Here is an 18,002-nt window from a genome sequence, read left to right as displayed (position 1 = left end):
GTTTGCCGCGCCGCCCCGACTCCGCGGTGTTGCGCCCTGACGCCAGAGCCGGGCCGAGCCGCGCATTCATGGAGCCGGAAAGTGCTTCAGGTCTTGACAACCCTATTGGTCTGGACCACCTTTCAGTACCAGCGGTGGCCACCGTCCCAGCAGTTCCCGCCTGACCACTCCGCCCCTGCTCACCCCCGGAGACACCTCGTGGAACGTGCACCGTTCGTCCGAAGATCCTGGCTCGGCGGCGCGCTCGCCGTCATCGCAGCTGCCGCCCTCTCCCTCGCAGGCCTGACCGGGACCGCCCAGGCCGCGGACATCAATGTCGCCAAGAACGCCGGCTTCGAGTCCGGCCTCTCCAACTGGACCTGTTCCGGCGCCTCGGGAACCACCGTCTCATCACCTGTGCACGGCGGCGGCTCGGCTCTGCGGGCCACTCCGTCGGGCCAGGACAACGCCCAGTGCACCCAGACCGTGGCCGTACGCGCCAACTCGACTTATACGTTGAGCAGTTGGGTGCAGGGAAGCTATGTGTACCTCGGTGCTAGCGGCACCGGCACCACCGACGTGTCCACCTGGACCCCCGGCTCCACCTCCTACTCCCAGCTGTCCACCACCTTCAGAACCGGTGCCTCGACCACCTCCGTGACGGTCTATGTGCACGGCTGGTACGGCCAGCCGGCCTACTTCGCCGACGATGTCTCCGTCGTCGGCCCGGACGGCGGCGGGGGCACCGACCCGGGGCCGACCGTCCCTGCGGCACCCGCCGGGCTCAAGGCCGGTTCGGTGACCAAGAGTTCGGTGGATCTGTCCTGGAGTCCTTCGGCCGGCGCGACCGGCTACAACATCTACCGGGACGGCGCGAAGGTGCTTTCGTCCACCGGTGCGTCGGCTTCGGTGACGGGCCTGTCGGCCGACACCTCCTACCAGTTCCAGGTCACAGCGACCAACTCGGCTGGTGAGTCGCCCAGGTCAACGGTCATCTCGGCCCGCACATCGGCCGACGGCGGCGGAGGGACGGGCGGTGGATCCGTCCCGAAGCACGCGGTGACCGGTTACTGGCAGAACTTCAACAACGGTGCGACCGTCCAGAAGATCAGCGACGTCCCGGCGAACTACGACATCATCGCGGTGGCCTTCGCGGATGCCACCACCACACCGGGAGCCGTCTCCTTCACCCTCGACTCGGCGGGGCTCGGCGGCTACAGCACCACCCAGTTCAAGGCCGACATCAAGGCCAAGCAGGCGACCGGCAAGTCGGTCGTCATCTCCATCGGCGGCCAGAACGGCACCATCTCCGTGTCCGACACCACATCGGCGAACAACTTCGCCGACTCGGTCTACTCACTGATGCAGGAGTACGGCTTCGACGGGGTGGACATCGACCTCGAGAACGGCATCAACTCCACCTACATGTCGCAGGCGCTGAAGTCGCTGTCGGCCAAGGCGGGCTCCGGTCTGGTCATCACCATGGCCCCGCAGACCATCGACATGCAGTCCACGTCGAACGAGTACTTCAAGACGGCTCTCAACATCAAGAACATCCTCACGGTCGTCAACATGCAGTACTACAACAGCGGTTCGATGCTCGGCTGCGACGGCAAGGTCTACGCCCAGGGCTCGGTCGACTTCCTCACCGCGCTCGCCTGCATCCAGCTGGAAGGCGGCCTGGACCCGTCCCAGGTCGGCCTGGGTGTGCCCGCGTCGACGAGCGGTGCGGGCAGCGGGTACGTCGCGCCGGGTGTCGTCAACAACGCGCTGGACTGCCTCGCCAAGGGCACCGGCTGCGGTTCCTTCAAACCCTCCAAGACCTACCCGGGCCTGCGCGGCGCGATGACCTGGTCCACCAACTGGGACGCCTCATCGGGCAACGCCTGGTCGGGTGCGGTCGGGCCGCACGTGCACGCGCTTCCCTAGCCTCTCCGGCAAAGAAAGGCCCCGGCCGTTTCACGCCGCGGCCCGGTCCCGCTCACTGGGGCCGGGCCGCGCCGTCACTCCCGTCGGGCCATCACCAGACGGCAGCGAGGACTTCCGTCAGCCCGGCGGCCGAACTCCTCGAGGGGAACCAGGCCTACCGAGAACCCGGCTCCGATCAGGTCCTCACACACCTCCGCCAGCGGGAACGTGCGGTAGTACATGACGAACTGCGGCCGCCACACCAGATTGCGTACCCGCATCACCGCGTCAAAACCGAGCAGCGTCCAGTACTGCGAGGACCGCGGTGACATGGGAGCGCCGATCGGGAACGCGAACACCCCGCCCGGCCGCAGTGAGCGGTGCACCTCCGCGAACAGGCCGGGTCGCTCAGCAGGCAGAAAATGTCCGAAGGCCCCGAAGCTCACGGCCAGGTCGAAGGCTCCCCGGAACGGCAACGCGCGGGCGTCGGCACGTACCCACTCCGCGACGGGCGTCCCGGTCGCAGCGAGATCGGACTGCGCGGCGGCCGCCAGCATCCCGGCGCTGAAGTCCACTCCGGTGACCCGCTCCGCGCACACGCTCCGCAGTGTCCGTACACCCGCTCCGGTGCCACAGCACACATCGAGACCTGCCTCGAAGGGGCCCAGCGGGAGCAGTGCCCCGGCGACCGCGTCCAGCAGACGGTCGGAGGTCCGGAAAGGTGTCCGGTCGAACTTCGGTGCCAGCAGGTCGTAGCCGCGCTCGATGGAGGAGAGCGCCTGGACGGTCAGTTCGCGGAATGTGGGGCCCTCCGGGGCGTACGGCGCCCAGTTGCCGGACACCACCGCTCTGGCCTGCGAGAACATCAGCTACCGCCTTCGGACGTGTGCCTGCCGGAGTGCGCTGTCGCTGCGGTCTCCGTCCGTACAGGCTAAGTGCTCCCCTGGGCCGTGTTGGCGAAGTAGCGGTGTCCGGTGGGTGCCATGGCCCGGCGGGGGATCGCCCGCGTACTGGGCGTCCCGGCACGCGGTGAGGCGGCCGGACGCCGTGAGCTGTGCCGGGGCAGGACTCAGCACCGCACCTTCCCCGCGGTGCGGTCGCACAGTTCCCGGGCGCTCACTCCGGGCGCGGTCTGCACCAGCCGCAGGCCCCCGTCGGCGATGTCCAGCACACTGAGCTCGGTGGGGTTCCGGTGCACACACGCCCTGCCGGTGGAGCGGGTCGATCAGCACGTCGGGCACTCCGGCGAGTCCGAAGCCCCCACGGCAAGTGAAGACCCGTCACCGATGGCGGTGACCGCCTCGCCCGCCGTGGGAACGGTCGTGTCCATCTCGTCTGTCCCATCGGATACGTTCACCCAGTGAACTATTGTTCACACTTGTGCGCCGAGTCGCCGCCCACCTCACCCTCGTGTCAACGGTGCGGAGGCCACTCGGTGCCACCGGTACGGTTCCAGCACCGAGGAGGACCCAGATGCCGCAGAACAGCACCGCCGGTGTATCCGACGAGACCGCCCCGGCGGGCCCGCTGGAGCGCGGGCTCGCCGTGCTGCGTGCGCTCGCTTCGGCCCCGGACGGCCGGCTTCGCGCCAGTGAACTGGCCCGCGCCACCGGCCTTGCCCGATCGACCGTCGACCGGATCGCCTCCACGCTGGTGCACATCGGCCATCTGCGCGCCGACGACCGCGATCTGGCGCTCACTCCCCGGGTGATGGAGCTGAGCGGCGTCTACCTTCGGGCCGTCGCCCTGGCGGACATCCTCGGCCCGCGGGTCGAGGCGCTCGCCGACGAGCTGGACGAGTCCGTCTCCCTGGCCGTGCCGGACGTGGACGCGGTCCGCTTCATCGCACAGACCACACGGCGCCGCACCCTTTCGGTGACGTTCAGGACCGGCGACGCGCTCCCCGTCGAGTCCTGCGCGCCCGGATCGCTCTTCGCCGCGGAATGGACCCCTGAGCAGTACGAGATCTGGCGCGAACGGCGGAGCGACCCGGACCGCCCCGGCTTCACGGTCCCGCCGCCACGCTCCGCGTCCCCCGGCTCCGATGAGGCGGCATTCACCCGGCGGGCGGCCGCCGCACTCGCTCAGCGCTGGTCCGTGGACGACCAGTTCATCGAACCCGGCCTGGTCGCGGTGGCCGTCCCCGTCCGCGACACCGCGGGCCGCACCCTCTGCGCGTTGAGCGTCGTGTCTCACACCAGCCGCCATTCGGCCGGCTCGCTGCACGACACCGTGCTGGACAGGATGCAGCGCGCGGCTGCGGAGATGGCATCGGCGCTCGCGCACCACAGCCCGGATGCCGCGGCCCGTCAGGCGCCGCCGGCACGTGACGACACCTCGCTGGCCCCGAAGGAGGAGCTGGGGCCCGCCTACCTCCAATCGCTCGCCCGGGGGCTCTCGGTGCTCGCCGCGCTGGGCACCACCGGAAACGCGATGGCGCTCTCCGCGGTGGCGCAGGCGGCGGCGCTCCCCCGGGCCACCGCCCGGCGCTCCCTGCTGACGCTCCAGCAGGCCGGCTACGCCACATCGGACGGCGGCTTCTTCCTGCCCACCCCACGGGTGCTGGAACTGGGCTACTCCCTGCTGTCACGGCTCACCGTGGGCGAGCTCGCCCAGCCGCATCTGGCGGCCCTGGTCGCGCGGATCCACGAGTCCACGTCCGTCGCGGTCCTGGACGGCGACGACATCCGTTACGTGGCCCGTGTCGCCGCCGGACGCATCATGAGCGTGAACATCACCGTCGGCACCCGCTTCCCCGCGTACGCCACATCGATGGGCCGGGTACTGCTGGCCGGGCTGCCCGCCGGCGAACGTCACGCCCGCCTCGAACGCACCACGCTGCGACCGCTGACCGGACACACGATCACCAGCAGGACAGCTCTCGCCGGGGTTCTCGACCGCACAGCAGCGGCCGGTCACGCCATGGTCGACGAGGAGCTGGAAGAGGGACTGCGATCCCTTGCCGTTCCGGTGCTGGACCGCTCCGGGGCCGTGATCGCCGCCGTCAACGTCTCGCTGCACGCCGGGCGCACATCGGCCGCGGAGGCACACACCACCATCCTGCCCGCACTGCGGGAGTGCGCCGCGGCGATCACGGCCGATGTCGCGCTGGTCTCCGAACGGCAGCAGGTCAGGACCGGCTGAGTCCTTCCGGCCCGCGCCGCGGATCCGCTCCGGACGGGGGTGGGTGCGTCGGCCCTGCGCGCACACGGGGCTGGAGGGAACGGGTGGCCCTGACCGCAAGGGACCGCCAGGACAGTCGGTGTCGGCCCATACCGGCAGGCCGCATGCGCCGTCACGTCCTTGCGCGGGACAACCGGCGGTGGTTGAGTGGAGACGGAAGATATGAATCGAGGTTCAGAGCATCATGGCGTACCGACCCACCGCCCGGACCGAGGCCACCCGCATCGCTCACCGTGAGCGGCTGCTGGAAGCTGCCAGGAGTCTGCTGGCCGAGGGCGGGTACGCCGCGGCGAGCATCTCCGCGCTCGCCGCCCGGGCCGGTGTCGCCACCGGCAGCGTCTACAACCACTTCACCTCCAAACAGGAGTTGCTTGCCGCGGTCTTCCGGCACACCGCCGGCCATGAACTGCATGCCGTACGGGACGCGGTGCACCGCGAGACCGGTGCCGGCGCGCAGCTGAGGGCCCTGGTCGAGGTCTTCTCGTACCGGGCGCTGAAGTCTCAGCGGACGGCCTGGGCCCTGCTCGCCGAGCGGGTCGATCCGCAGGTCGAGGCCGAGCGTGTGACCTACCGCCGCGGCTACCACTCACTCGCCGAGGAGATCATCACGGCCGGCATGGCAGCGGGTGAACTGCCCGCGCAGGACCCCGGCCTTTCGGCCGCTGCCATGATCGGCGCGATCAGCGAGGCACTGCTCGGCCCGCTCTCCCCCGTGGGTGAGCAGACGGACGCCGGCCCGGTGGTGGAAGCCATCACGGAACTGTGCCTGCGGGCGTCCGGCGCCCGCAGTCTGTGACCGCGCCCCGCTCGAACCGCCGCACGGCCCACACCCCGACAGCAGAACCGACCGCGAACCCGACCGCGAACCCGACCGCAGACAGGAACCAGCCATGACGGTGAACACCTCCCCGAACGCCGGCCTGCCGGACGCACCCGCGGACCGCCGCACCCACGACGTCACCAATCAGGCGCCGCGCCGGGCCGGTCTGGACGAGTACGGCACCAACATGCCCCTGCGGGCGGCCGTGCGAGAGTTCGGCGCCGCTCACCACGAACCGCAACTGCACGAGATCGGCTCCCTCGTCGGCTCCGAGCAGTTCCAGCACTGGGCCGAACTGGCCCACACCTGTCCGCCCGCCCTGCGGACCCACGACCGGTACGGGAACCGGATCGACGAGATCGACTTCCATCCCGCGTACCACGAGGTGACCGGCGCCGCGGTGCGCTACGGCACCCACACCGCGGCCTGGGCGGACCCGAAGCCCGGCGCCGCGGTGGCACGAGCCGCTTCGTTCATGCTGTTCGCCCAGATCGAGCCCGGTCACGCCTGTCCGATGTCCATGTCGCACGCCGTGGTTCCGGTGCTTCAGCGCGACCCCGATGTGGGCCGCGACTGGCTCCCCGGGCTGCTGAGCCGGAGCTACGACCCGCGGCTGATCGCCCCCGGCCGCAAGACCGGACTGACGTTCGGGATGGGAATGACGGAGAAACAGGGTGGCTCCGACGTACGGGCGAACACCACCCGTGCAACGCCGCTGACCTCCGATCCGGACGACCGGGCCCATCTGCTCACCGGTCACAAGTGGTTCTTCTCGGCGCCGCAGTCCGATGCCTTTCTGGTGCTCGCCCAAGCCGAGGCCGGCCTCACCTGCTTCCTTGTCCCCAGGGTGCTCCCGGACGGCACGACGAACACCGTCCGGATCCAGCGTCTGAAGAACAAGCTCGGGAACAAGTCGAACGCCTCGTCCGAGGTCGAGTTCGACAACACCTGGGCCGCGCGGGTGGGTGAGCCGGGACGCGGGGTGCCGACGATCATCGAGATGGTCAACCACACCCGGCTCGACTGCGTACTAGGAACCACCGCGGGAATGCGGCAGTCGCTGTCCGAGGCTGTATGGCATGCCGCGCATCGCAGCGCCTTCGGCGCCCGGCTGATCGAGCAGCCGGCCATGACCGCCGTGCTGGCCGACCTCGCGCTGGAGACGGAGGCTGCCACCTGGACCTCGCTCCGCCTGGCCCACGCATACGAGGCGAACAGCGGCGAGTCCGAGCTGCTCTTCCGGCGACTGGCCACCGCGGTCTCCAAGTACTGGATCTGCAAGCGCGGTCCGCACCACGCCTACGAAGCACTGGAGTGCCTGGGCGGCAACGGATACACCGAGGACTGGCCACTGGCCCGCCGTTACCGGGAGCAGCCCGTGATGGCCGTCTGGGAGGGCTCCGGCAACGTCATCGCCCTGGACGTGCTGCGCGGCATCGCCAGGACGCCCCGTTCGCTCGATGCCTTCTGGGCCGAACTGGAGCACACCGCGGGAGCCGACCGGGTGCTCGATGCCCATATCCGCCGCGTCCGGCAGGACCTGGGCGACGATCTGCTTGATCCGGTGGCGGCGCAGACCCGGGCCCGGGCCACGGTGGAGAACATGGCCCTCGCGCTGCAGGCCTCGCTGATGCTGCGTCACGCTCCCACGAGCTCCGCCGAGGCATTCATCGGCGCCCGGCTGGGCGACAGCCGGGGTCATCAGTACGGCATTCTGCCGCGCGGCACGGACGCCTCGGTAATCGTGGAGCGCCACTCGGGTGACATCCGCTGACTCCTGCCTCAGCGCGGATTTCGAAGTCCTTCGGAGTGCCGAACGGAGCATCTCACAGGCAGTAGGGCGTGGTCAGTTGCGTCCCGGGGGGCTCGAATTCCCTCCCGGCAGCTGCTGTCACTCTCGATGCTTCGGTATGTACTTCGAAATATTTCGCTCCCTCTTCGGCGCATATCGCGCGACACACTCTCCCCTTCCGAGCCAATTCCGGAGCGCAACCGCCAAGTTCACACCAAAGCATCCCAAATAAAACCGCATAGCGATTGACCTTTCCGAAATATTTCGGAAATCTGTCGTTGACGACGCCTCGTATTCGACGCATACTCTCCTCGCTCCCCCGCTCACTCATCGCCACGGAGCTGCGTCGAACCCGCGCGCTCCGCGGATGGAACACGCACCTCGAACGGTCCATCAACCATGTCCGGACGCAGGCCATCCCGCTCCGTCCGGTGATCGGAAGAAGAGGCTGAAGAGTGAACACCAACTTCCCCCGCGAGTACGCGACCTTGAGACACCGGGCATTACGCCGCGCCCGGAAAGCGCTGGTCATCGGCGCCACCGGCATACTCGCCGCAGCCGGAGTGATCTCGTTCTCCGCGCCGGCGAGCGCCGCGAGCACACTCGGCGCCTCCGCCGCGGCGAAGGGCCGGTACTTCGGTTCCGCGGTCGCAGCGGGTCATCTCGGTGAGTCGCAGTACGCATCCACGCTGGACACCGAGTTCAATGCCGTGACCCCCGAGAACGAGATGAAGTGGGACGCCGTCGAAAGCACCCGCAACTCCTTCAACTTCGGTTCGGCCGACCAGATCGTCAGCCATGCGCAGGGCAAGGGCATGAAAGTACGCGGCCACACCCTGGTGTGGTACTCCCAGCTGCCCGGCTGGGTCGGCGGCCTGAGCGCAGGCGATCTTCGCTCGGCAATGAACAACCACATCACCAAGGTGATGCAGCACTACCAGGGCAAGATCTACGCCTGGGACGTGGTCAACGAGGCGTTCCAGGACGGCAGCAGCGGGGCGCGGCGCAGTTCGCCGTTCCAGGACAAGCTCGGCAACGGCTACATCGAGGAGGCCTTCCGTACCGCGCGGGCCGCCGACTCCGGCGCCAAACTCTGTTACAACGACTACAACACCGACGGCGTCAACGCGAAGAGCGACGCCGTCTACGCCATGGTCAAGGACTTCAAGGCCCGGGGTGTACCGATCGACTGTGTCGGCTTCCAGTCGCACTTCAACAGCCAGTCCCCCGTCCCGAGCGACTACCGCGCCAACCTCCAGCGCTTCGCGGACCTCGGCGTCGACGTCCAGATCACCGAACTCGACATCGAGGGCTCCGGTTCGGCCCAGGCCACCAGCTACGGCAACGTCGTCACGGCCTGCCTCAATGTCACCCGCTGTACGGGGATGACGGTCTGGGGGGTGACCGACAAGTACTCCTGGCGCAGCAGCGGCACCCCGCTGCTCTTCGACAGCAACTACGCCAAGAAGCCCGCCTATGCCACAGTGCTCTCCACTCTCGGCGGCTCCGGTTCGGGTTCCGGCGGGGGCGGCTCGACGGGTGGCTCCGGCGCCACCTGCACCACGACGTACACCAGGACCGCCTCATGGAGCGATCGCTACAACGGGCAGGTGACGGTCACGGCCGGCAACTCCGCGATCAGCGACTGGGCGGTGCAGGTGACGCTGGCCTCGCCGCAGAAGGTCTCCACCACTTGGAGCGGCTCCCCCAGCTGGGACAGCAGCGGCAACGTGATGACGATGAAGCCCAACGGCAACGGAAGCCTGGCGACCGGAGCGTCGACCAGCTTCGGGTTCACCGTCATGACGAACGGGAGCCCAGCAGTGCCCACCGTCGGGTCCTGCACCGCATCCTGACCGCCCGTACCTGCGCACTCCGGAGCTGACGGAGTCCAGGCACCCACGGAGTCCGGCACCCACCCGCACGGCGCGGCGACCCAAGGTCGCCGCGCCTTTCCCATGGAGCGACGGATCGCACACCTGACGCATCCACCCGCCAGAGCCCGCGACCTGAACTCACCTGTGCGAAAGCCCAGTTGATGAATCACAACCGATATACACCCATCCGATCCCCAGCCATCGTCGCAATTTTGCATGACAGTCATCCAATTTTGCGCAGACTCATAGACTTCCTGCGGTGTCGCTTCTAGCCTTCTGGCGTCCGTAGAGCCCCCACGAGCCGCAAGGACGTATGTCTGTGACCCCTCCTCCACCAAGACGCCGCCTGCTCCGGCGCGCCCTCTCCGCATCACTCGCACTCTCTGTGGCCGGGACCGCCGCGGCGGTCGTGCTGTCCACCGCTTCCAGCGCCCCGGCCGCCCAGGCCGGGGTGCCCGCTCCTTCTCCCGTCGGAATCTCCGGGCGCGGTGCGACCGTGCCGTTCAAGGAACAGGAGGCCGAATACGCGGCCACGAACGGCACACTGATCGGCCCCGACCGCCTCTACGGACATCTGCCGTCGGAGGCTTCCGGACGCCAGGCCGTCACACTCGACGCGACCGGCGAGTACGTCGAGTTCACGCTCACCGCTCCCGCCAACGCGATGTCGTTCCGGTATTCGCTGCCCGACACATCGGACGGCAAGGGGCGCGACGCGGCCATCGACCTGAAGGCGAACGGCAACCAGCTGAAGAGTGTCCCGGTGACCTCCAAGTACAGCTGGTATTAAGGCGGTTACCCCTTCAACAACAACCCGGGCGACTCCAACCCGCATCACTTCTACGACGAAACCCGCACCATGTTCGGCTCGACCCTGCCGGCCGGCACCAAGGTCCGGCTGCAGGTCTCGTCGACATCCGCTTCACCGACCTTCACCATCGACCTCGCCGACTTCGAGCAGGTGGCGGCGCCGATCGCCAAACCGGCCGGCGCCCTGGACGTGGTGAGTGATTTCGGAGCCGACCCGACCGGAGCCGCGGACTCGACAGCCAAGATCCAGGCGGCCGTCGACGCGGGCAAGGCGCAGGGCAAGACCGTCTACATACCGCAGGGCACCTTCCAGGTCCGCAGCCATATCGTCGTCGACAAGGTGACTCTGGCCGGCGCCGGCCCCTGGTACAGCGTGCTGACCGGCCGTGATCCCTCCGACCGCAGCAAGGCCGTGGGGGTGTACGGCAAGTACGCGAGCGCCGGCGGCAGCAGTGGTGTCACCCTCAAGGACTTCGCCATCATGGGCGACATCCGTGAGCGCGAGGACAACGACCAGGTCAACGCCATCGGCGGGGCACTGTCCAACTCCACGGTCGACGACGTGTGGATGCAGCACACCAAGGTCGGTGCCTGGATGGACGGACCGATGGACAACTTCACCATCAAGAACAGCCGCATCCTCGACCAGACCGCGGACGGCGTCAATTTCCACATGGGGGTCACCAACTCCACCGTCACCAACACCTTTGTCCGCAACACAGGTGACGACGGTCTGGCCATGTGGGCGGAGAGCGTCCCGAACGTCAACAACACATTCACGTTCAACACGGTGATCCTGCCGATACTGGCGAACAACATCGTCACCTACGGCGGCAAGGACATCACCATCTCCGACAACGTGATGGCGGACACCATCACCAACGGGGGCGGACTGCACATCGCCAACCGCTATCCAGGAGTCAACTCCGGGCAGGGAACGGCCGTTTCCGGCACCACCACCGCCGCGCGGAACACCCTCATCCGTACCGGGAACAACGACTTCAACTGGCAGTTCGGTGTCGGAGCGATCTGGTTCAGCGGTCTCAACGAACCGATCAACGGCAATATCAACATCACCGACAGCGAGATCCTCGACAGCTCCTACGCCGCGATCATGCTGATCGAAGGGGCCAGCAACGGGCTGCACTTCAAGAACGTCAGGATTGACGGCACGGGTACCTACGCGCTGCAGATCCAGGCGCCCGGCACGGCGTCGTTCACCAATGTCACCGCCACCCACATCGCACAGTCGAACCCGATCCACAACTGCATAGGATCCGGCTTCGTGATCACCCAGGGCACCGGCAACTCCGGCTGGTACGCCAACCCGCCCGTGTGCACCGGCACCTGGCCGACCCCGGTGTGGACCAACGGCGGCGTTCCGGGCGGTGGCGGCGGCACTCCGACCGACCCGCCGACCGACCCGCCCACCAGCCCTCCAACGACGCCGCCCACGGACACGGGCAACATCGCCAAGGACCACGCCGTCACCGAGACCGGTCACGCGGATGTCTACGACGCGGCAAAGGCCGTCGACGGGAATGCCGACACCTACTGGGAAAGCACCAATCACGCCTTCCCGCAGAGCATCACCGTGGACCTGGGCGCGGCGAAGGCCGTGAAGCGACTGGTCCTGAAGCTTCCGCCGTCATCGGCGTGGGCCACCCGTACGCAGACCCTGAGTGTTACCGGGAGCACCGACAACTCCTCGTTCAGCACGCTCAAGGCATCTGCGGACTACACCTTCAATCCGTCGAGCGGTAACACCGCCACCGTCACCCTGTCCGGAACATCGGCCCGCTACCTGCGAGTGACCGTCACCGCGAACACCGGCTGGCCGGCCGCGCAGCTCTCCGAACTGGAGGCCTACACCAGCTAGGCCATGTGTGAGATGTCTTGGCTGCCCTCCTGGCGGGCACCGCTACTCCTCACACACGACCCAGTGCCGTAGCAGCCGACGTGTGCCGCGCCGGGGGTCCTGCTGTCCTGCTGTCACGGGCAGCAGGACCCCTGCCGCTCCTCGCACCGCTCGTCGGCGGCCGCTGTGCGCCGTGCATCCCCGCGGCAGCGCGCCGTGCATCCCCGCGGCAGCGGGCGTAGGCTCCTTCTGAACGGCTCGCACACCTCGACCTGGGATTTTCCAAGGGAGGCGACGATGACCGGACACCGCAGGGCAGCACCATCGGCCGCATGCGCGGCCGCTTTCGTCCTGACCGTCGTGACAGCCGGCTCGCTCGCGGCAGGCCATCCGGCCGCGGCGGACAACGGCCTCGGCTCCCTCTCCGCCGACCAGATCTCCCGCCGGGCGCACCAGGCACTGTTCGGAGCCGGATCGCTGCACATCAGCACTCGGGGCAACCTGGGGCAATCGGGGACCCCGACCACCATGGATCTCTCCCTCGACCGCGCTGCGAACTGCCGGGGCGCGGTGGGTCTGGGCAAACAGGGCTCGGTGGAGATCATCAAGCGGGGCCAGACGGTCTGGATCAAACCGGACCGGGCGTTCTGGAAGCACCAGACACCCGGCGGTGACGCCGCGGCCTCGATGTTCGCAGGTCAGTACCTCAAGGGCTCGGCGAAGAAGGCTCCACTCAAAGGCATGGCGCAGGTCTGCGATCTCGACGCGTTCCTCGAGGCGACCAGCCGGAGCCCCCACACCACACGGCCCGCACTCACCAAGGGCCGGCCCACCAAGATCCACGGAGTCTCCGTCATCCCGGTCAGCGGGGTCGCCGGACACCGTACGGAGACCCTGTACGTGGCGACGGAGGGCAAGCCCTACCCTGTGCAGCTCTCCGTACGGGGTCCGTCCGAACTGGCCACCGTCCGCTTCACCGACTTCGGCAAACCGGTGTCCACGAAGACCCCGCCGGCCGACCGGACGATTGATCTCTCGACGCTGGGGCGCCGTTCGGCCCCCGTCGGCGCCGCCTAGACCTGTGTGAGAAGTCCCGGCTGCTCCCCGGGCGGACGCCGCTCCTTCTCACCCACGGCCCAGCGGGTCGCGGCGCGCTGCCCCGGTGAGCTCCGGCCCACCGGGGCAGCGCACGAGCGTGAACTCAGCCGGTGCCCGATCCGGAACGGCGGCGGGCCCCCAGTGCCACGCCTGCGCCACCGACCACCACGGCCCCGAGCACCATCGCGAGCATCGGACCGTGCTGGGTGATCCCGCTCCCGGAGAGTTCCTCCATCGCGGCTCTCTGCGTCTGCGGGTTGGCAATGCGTGTCGCGACCGGTGCCACATGGTGGATCGGTCCGACAGATCTGACGGACCCGTCCTTGTTCAGCAGCACCTGCTTGTTGTTGGGGTGCCTGAAGTCGAGCATATGGGTCAGCGAGCCGGCCCGGGTATCGAAGGAGTGGTCCCCGATACGGCGAGTGCGCCAGTTCTCCTCGACGAACCTGATGATCGAGGTCTGCTCGGTCCGTGTGTGGTCGATGCTGTTGACCTTGCCGTACGGGGAGATGACCATCATCGGCTGCCGTGCGCCGGGCCCGCAGCGATCGGCATAGCCGCCCGCGGCCTCGGGCCCCGCCTGGCAGGCCGGCGCATCCATGGTCTTCCCGTTCGACTGCACGGTGGTGTCCGTCGAGCCGTTCTGCGGCTCGGCGTACACATGGTCGTACCAGCCGTCGGAGTCGTCATAGGCGATGACGATCGCCGTGTCCTTCCACTGCGGGGCCTGCTGGATCTTGTTGATCTGTCCGACCAGGAAGTCCTGCTCGTCGAGCGGATCCGAGTAACCGGCGTGCCCGTCCTGGTAGGAGGGTGCCTTCAGGAAGCTCACCGAGGGAAGGTTGCCCGAGCGCAGCGCCGCGTCGAAGTCCGTCAGGTCGTAGTTGTGGTTGGCCTGGCCTGCGTGGCCGATCTCCCCGACGGACTTCGGAGCCAGGTGGTGCGGGTTCGAGGTCGACCTGTAGTACTCGAAGGGGTTGTGGTGCGGGCTGTAGTCCACGACCTGCGCTCCGCCGACGTTGGCGTGCGTGGTCCCGCCGCACTTGGCGAGATCCCCCTGCTTGCCGCTCCACGGGGTGCTCGGCCGGAAGCCGCCCTGGAACCAGCCCCAGCTCACGTTCTTCTCGTTGAGCCGGTCCCCGATGTTCTTGCCGCCGAGTTCGGCGAGGGAGGACTGGCTGGTGTGGTCGTTGCCCGAGCAGTCGTCGTAGGCCGGATCGGGGTCGGTGATCATGGTGCCCACGCCGTGCGCGTCGGGCGAAGCGACCGCCGCGGGATCGGGTTTGTCCGTCCGCACGGGATTCTCGGTGGATGACTTGGGGTCGGTGGAGACCACCCCATGGGTCTGGCCCGAGACCAGCTCGACCGCTCCGGGGGTCGACGGGCCGTACGCGGAGCCGAACGAGTTGTCGTTGAGGGCATAGTGCTGGGCGTAGTTCCACATGCCGGTGACGGTGTTGCCGTCGTAGTAATCCATGACCAGACCGGGCTCGCCGAACAGGTTGCCCGAGCACTTCCCCGAGTCGGTGTACTCGACGAACTTGTCGGCCCGGCCCCCGTTGTACGCGTACTGCTCAGGGCTGTACGAGTGGTTCTGGTCGCAGGTCATGGCCTGGTCCGGGGTGAGCCGCTTGGGCAGATACTGATTGGGGTTCTTGTCGAGCAGTCCCGCGGTGCGCAGGTTGTCGATGCCTCGCGGGGTGTGCGGGGAGGCGGTGAATCCGGTGCCGTCCGTGTTCGCGGCACGGGGATACGTCGCGAAGTAGTGGTCGAACGAGATGTTCTCGTCGAAGAGCACCACCAGATGCTTGACCGGCGTGGCCGTGGAGCTCCCGGGATGGTGTGCACCAGGAGCCGCGGCCGATGCCGGCCCCGCCCCGCCCAGCAGGGTGAGGGCGGCTGCCCCCGCCAGAGCCCCCAAGCGGCGCGCAGCCGTTCTTCTGCCTGTGCTGCCCATACGGTTCCACCTTCCAGTGCTGACCGGGTGCATCCATGAGGCGCCTGTGACTCAGGGCGGCTCGACCGCACCACGATGGCACGAAAGTCAACACCGAGCGCGTGACCCGACGTCAAAAACTCTCTATCCCCAGCGGTTCTTCACACCTCTGCGGGCGCCAGAAGTGTCCGGCCCAGCCAGTCGGCACTGTTTCGCACACCGGGCAGCGCGAAGAAGTAGCCGCCGCCGAACGGGGAGACGTAGTCCACCAGAGGTTCACCTGCCAGGCGCTTCTGCACGGTTTCGAACTGCCTGGCCAGGTCCTGCTGGTAGCAGCAGAAGAGCAGTCCCATGTCGAGATTCCCGTTGGTGTCCGTTCCCCGGTCGTAGTTGTACGCCCGCCGCAGCAGCCGCTGCTCCTCGGCCCCGGGGGTACGCGGATTGGCGGCCCTGATGTGACTGTCGAGCGGGATCACATCGCCCTTTGGGTCCTGGGCGTAGTGGGGCATGTCGCCTTCCCGGTTGCCGTCCAGCGGCGCCCCCGTTTCCCGGTTGCGGCCGAACATCCGCTCCTGCTCCGTGATCGAGACCCGGTCCCAGAACTCCACCAGCATCCGGATCAGCCGCACCACCTGATAGCTCCCGCCGGTCGCCCAGGCCGGCTCCCCCGAGTGCGCCCGCACCCACACCAGCCGGTCCATCTCGCGCGCGTCACGCACATCGGGGTTGGCGGTGCCGTCCTTGAACCCCATCAGATTGCGCGGGGTGCCCGAAGGGCGGGGCGGGCTGGTGAATCCGTCGATGCGCCAGCGGACCTGAAGTCCGCCCCGGGTGTGCCGGGCGATGTCACGCAGCGCGTGCAGCACCCGGTCCTGGCTGTCGGCACAGAACTGCAGACTCAGATCCCCGTGACACCAGTCGCCGTCCAGATCGTCGTCGGGGAACGGCTTCATGGTGGTCAGCCGTCGTGGTCTCCGGCCGGCCAGGCCGAACCGGTCGTCGAAGAGCGAGGCGCCGACCGCCGCGGTGACCGAGAGGGAGCCGGCGGGCACCTGGGGGCCGAGAATCCCCGAGTCGGTGGGTGGCGCGGTGATGCCGGCCGGAGGCGGTGTGCCTCCCCGCACCAGGGAACGGGCCCGGTCGGTGACCGTACGCAGCAGCTCCGCCAGTTCGGCCCTGCCGCCGGCGGTGACGTCGAAGGAGACATACGCGGTGCTGCGCTGGGGCGCAGGAAGCACACCCGCCTGATGTGCCCCGTGGAAGGGCATGGCGGTAGCGGTGTTCCCGGCCTGGCCGGCCGGGGCGCCGATGGCCCGGCGGTCCGCACCGACCAGACCGGCGGCGGCCACCGTCCCCCCGATACCGGCGGCCGCGCGGCGCAGGAAACCGCGCCGTTGTACCTCCCCGGGCGCCGCGGCAGCGGTCCCGCCCTCGCTGCCCTCTCCTGCCGCCGTGCTGTCGGTCATGACGACCTCCGTACGTCGCAGAGGGCGGCGACGTCCGCCAGCCGTTCCACCAGCCGGCCCAACGCGGCGTTCACCTTCTCGCGATCCGGGCGGCTGAGCTTGCCGAGAGACGTCCACCGCCCGTTGTGGTGATGGCTGTCGAGAACGCGCTGTGTTCGGTCCAGTTCCCCGGCGAGCCGCTTCAGCTCCGGGTAGCGGCCGGCGAGCAGGGGGCGCAGCCGGGCGAGCACGACACGCGTCCCGTCGAGATTGGCGCGGGCGGTCGCAAGGTTGCTGCCGCTGCCGTAGTCGGTGCGGCCGGTCAGCTCGAACTGCACGGTGTTCTCCAGGATTTCGTGCGCACGCAGGCCGAGGTCCAGGGGGTCCATCCGGGCCCGGGTCCAGTCGGCGCGCAGCGTGCGTACGTCCTTGACCAGCCGGTCCGCGAACGGGCGCAGCGCCGCCGGCGATACGCCGTGCCACAGGCCGTATTCGATGCGATGGAACCCGGTGAAACCCTTGTCCCGCACACCACCGGGGAGGCCTGCGGTGGTCCCGTTGATTGCCCCGTCGGCGTCACCGAACGCACCGTACGCGGCGCCCATCCGTTCGTACATCAGGTGGGCGGAGAGCCATGCCCTGCGTGCACCCGCCGGGTCGTCCGACCTGATCGCGTCGCCGAGCCTCACGGTGGCGTCGACGAGGGCACCCATCCGGCCGGTCACCCATTTCTGGTAGCTCAGGGTCGGAGGGATGAGATCGTGCCCGCTCACCGGAACGGCCGCCGGACCGCCGCTGCCGGGCGCACCGCCGCTCACCCGTACCGTCTGTCCGGTGACGGGTACGCCGTCGTCCGGGAAGCAGGCGAACGCGTAGGCGCCTCCACCGACGTCGGCCCGCAGCGGGCGGCTTGTGCCCGGGCCGAGCCCCTCCACCTCGCCGTACACGGCGCCGCTGTGCACGTTCTTCAGGTACACCTCGACGGGGGTGCTCGATGTGTTGTGCACATCGAAGACCTGGGTTCCGGGGCGGGGATCGTCCCAGCCGGCTCCACAGCCCCCGGCCGAGGCCACGACACGGGTGTGCCGCATACCGTCCGCAGTCCTTCCGGCGCGCTGCTGCGGTGCGGTCAGCAGACCCGCGGCCACGGCGGCCAGCGTCAGCGCGAGAGCCAGCGCACCGCCGCCCGCGGTGACTGCGCGCGCCGAAAGACCTGGCAATCTCCGTTCCGGCACACCGGCCTCCTGACGCAGCGGCACATGGGCGGGAGTCATGGTAGACCGACCGCGTTACGGT

General features: G+C 68.6%; 11 protein-coding genes and 1 pseudogene. 7 read left to right on the top strand and 5 right to left on the bottom strand.

Annotated features, from left to right (window positions below):
* Window positions 1-198: 198 nt before the first annotated feature.
* Window positions 199-1,908, top strand: coding sequence for a chitinase (locus OHS16_RS28750; RefSeq protein WP_328540157.1), 1,710 nt, complete (start codon window positions 199-201; stop codon window positions 1,906-1,908).
* Window positions 1,909-1,982: 74 nt separating this feature from the next.
* On the opposite strand, the gene OHS16_RS28745 is transcribed toward OHS16_RS28750, so the two are convergent.
* The gene (locus OHS16_RS28745; RefSeq protein ID WP_328540156.1) at window positions 1,983-2,753 is read right to left on the bottom strand and encodes a class I SAM-dependent methyltransferase; all 771 of its coding nucleotides are present in this window, start codon (window positions 2,751-2,753) and stop codon (window positions 1,983-1,985) included.
* A gap of 203 nt (window positions 2,754-2,956) precedes the next feature.
* Window positions 2,957-3,085, bottom strand: coding sequence for a hypothetical protein (locus OHS16_RS28740; RefSeq protein WP_328540155.1), 129 nt, complete (start codon window positions 3,083-3,085; stop codon window positions 2,957-2,959).
* 275 nt (window positions 3,086-3,360) lie between these two features.
* Here OHS16_RS28740 and OHS16_RS28735 point away from each other — a divergent pair, with 275 nt between their 5' ends.
* The 6 genes and pseudogenes from OHS16_RS28735 (at window position 3,361) to OHS16_RS28710 (ending at window position 13,304) form a co-directional block, all read left to right on the top strand.
* Window positions 3,361-5,031 (top strand): IclR family transcriptional regulator domain-containing protein, encoded by a 1,671-nt coding sequence (locus OHS16_RS28735; RefSeq protein WP_328540154.1) that lies wholly within the window; start codon window positions 3,361-3,363, stop codon window positions 5,029-5,031.
* Window positions 5,032-5,254: 223 nt separating this feature from the next.
* Window positions 5,255-5,866, top strand: a complete 612-nt coding sequence (locus OHS16_RS28730; protein ID WP_328540153.1) for a TetR/AcrR family transcriptional regulator — start codon at window positions 5,255-5,257, stop codon at window positions 5,864-5,866.
* A 94-nt stretch (window positions 5,867-5,960) separates the two neighbouring features.
* Entirely contained in the window at window positions 5,961-7,664 is a 1,704-nt protein-coding gene (locus OHS16_RS28725) for an acyl-CoA dehydrogenase family protein (protein ID WP_328540152.1), read from the top strand.
* Window positions 7,665-8,137: 473 nt separating this feature from the next.
* On the top strand, window positions 8,138-9,538 hold the full coding sequence (locus OHS16_RS28720) for an endo-1,4-beta-xylanase (RefSeq protein WP_443042709.1): 1,401 nt from the start codon (window positions 8,138-8,140) through the stop codon (window positions 9,536-9,538).
* Window positions 9,539-9,872: 334 nt separating this feature from the next.
* Window positions 9,873-12,248 (top strand): annotated as a pseudogene (locus OHS16_RS28715) (galactose-binding domain-containing protein).
* A 276-nt stretch (window positions 12,249-12,524) separates the two neighbouring features.
* Window positions 12,525-13,304 carry a hypothetical protein gene (locus OHS16_RS28710; RefSeq protein ID WP_328540151.1) on the top strand — a complete coding sequence of 260 codons (780 nt, stop codon included), beginning with the start codon at window positions 12,525-12,527 and terminating at the stop codon, window positions 13,302-13,304.
* A gap of 124 nt (window positions 13,305-13,428) precedes the next feature.
* Here the strand turns inward: OHS16_RS28710 and OHS16_RS28705 are convergent, their stop codons facing one another.
* The 3 genes from OHS16_RS28705 to OHS16_RS28695 all read right to left on the bottom strand — a co-directional run bounded on the left by OHS16_RS28705 (window position 13,429) and on the right by OHS16_RS28695 (window position 17,941).
* Window positions 13,429-15,282, bottom strand: a complete 1,854-nt coding sequence (locus OHS16_RS28705; RefSeq protein WP_328540150.1) for a phospholipase C — start codon at window positions 15,280-15,282, stop codon at window positions 13,429-13,431.
* A gap of 140 nt (window positions 15,283-15,422) precedes the next feature.
* On the bottom strand, window positions 15,423-16,727 hold the full coding sequence (gene efeB / locus OHS16_RS28700) for an iron uptake transporter deferrochelatase/peroxidase subunit (protein WP_328540149.1): 1,305 nt from the start codon (window positions 16,725-16,727) through the stop codon (window positions 15,423-15,425).
* Window positions 16,724-17,941 (bottom strand): EfeM/EfeO family lipoprotein, encoded by a 1,218-nt coding sequence (locus tag OHS16_RS28695; RefSeq protein WP_328540148.1) that lies wholly within the window; start codon window positions 17,939-17,941, stop codon window positions 16,724-16,726. The genes efeB and OHS16_RS28695 overlap by 4 nt, the downstream gene beginning before the upstream one ends.
* Window positions 17,942-18,002 lie beyond the last annotated feature (61 nt).

The sequence above is a fragment of the Streptomyces sp. NBC_00344 genome, assembly GCF_036088315.1.
Classification (GTDB): Bacteria; Actinomycetota; Actinomycetes; order Streptomycetales; family Streptomycetaceae; genus Streptomyces.
This window is presented reverse-complemented; position numbering and strand designations above follow the sequence as displayed.

Bases quoted from the DNA above. Each gene is read 5' to 3' on its own strand.
- OHS16_RS28745 (WP_328540156.1), bottom strand. From the start codon at position 2,753: ATGTTCTCGCAGGCCAGAGCGGTGGTGTCCGGCAACTGGGCGCCGTAC.
- OHS16_RS28725 (WP_328540152.1), top strand. From the start codon at position 5,961: ATGACGGTGAACACCTCCCCGAACGCCGGCCTGCCGGACGCACCCGCG.
- OHS16_RS28705 (WP_328540150.1), bottom strand. From the start codon at position 15,282: ATGGGCAGCACAGGCAGAAGAACGGCTGCGCGCCGCTTGGGGGCTCTG.
- efeB (WP_328540149.1), bottom strand. From the start codon at position 16,727: ATGACCGACAGCACGGCGGCAGGAGAGGGCAGCGAGGGCGGGACCGCT.
- OHS16_RS28710 (WP_328540151.1), top strand. From the start codon at position 12,525: ATGACCGGACACCGCAGGGCAGCACCATCGGCCGCATGCGCGGCCGCT.
- OHS16_RS28735 (WP_328540154.1), top strand. From the start codon at position 3,361: ATGCCGCAGAACAGCACCGCCGGTGTATCCGACGAGACCGCCCCGGCG.
- OHS16_RS28730 (WP_328540153.1), top strand. From the start codon at position 5,255: ATGGCGTACCGACCCACCGCCCGGACCGAGGCCACCCGCATCGCTCAC.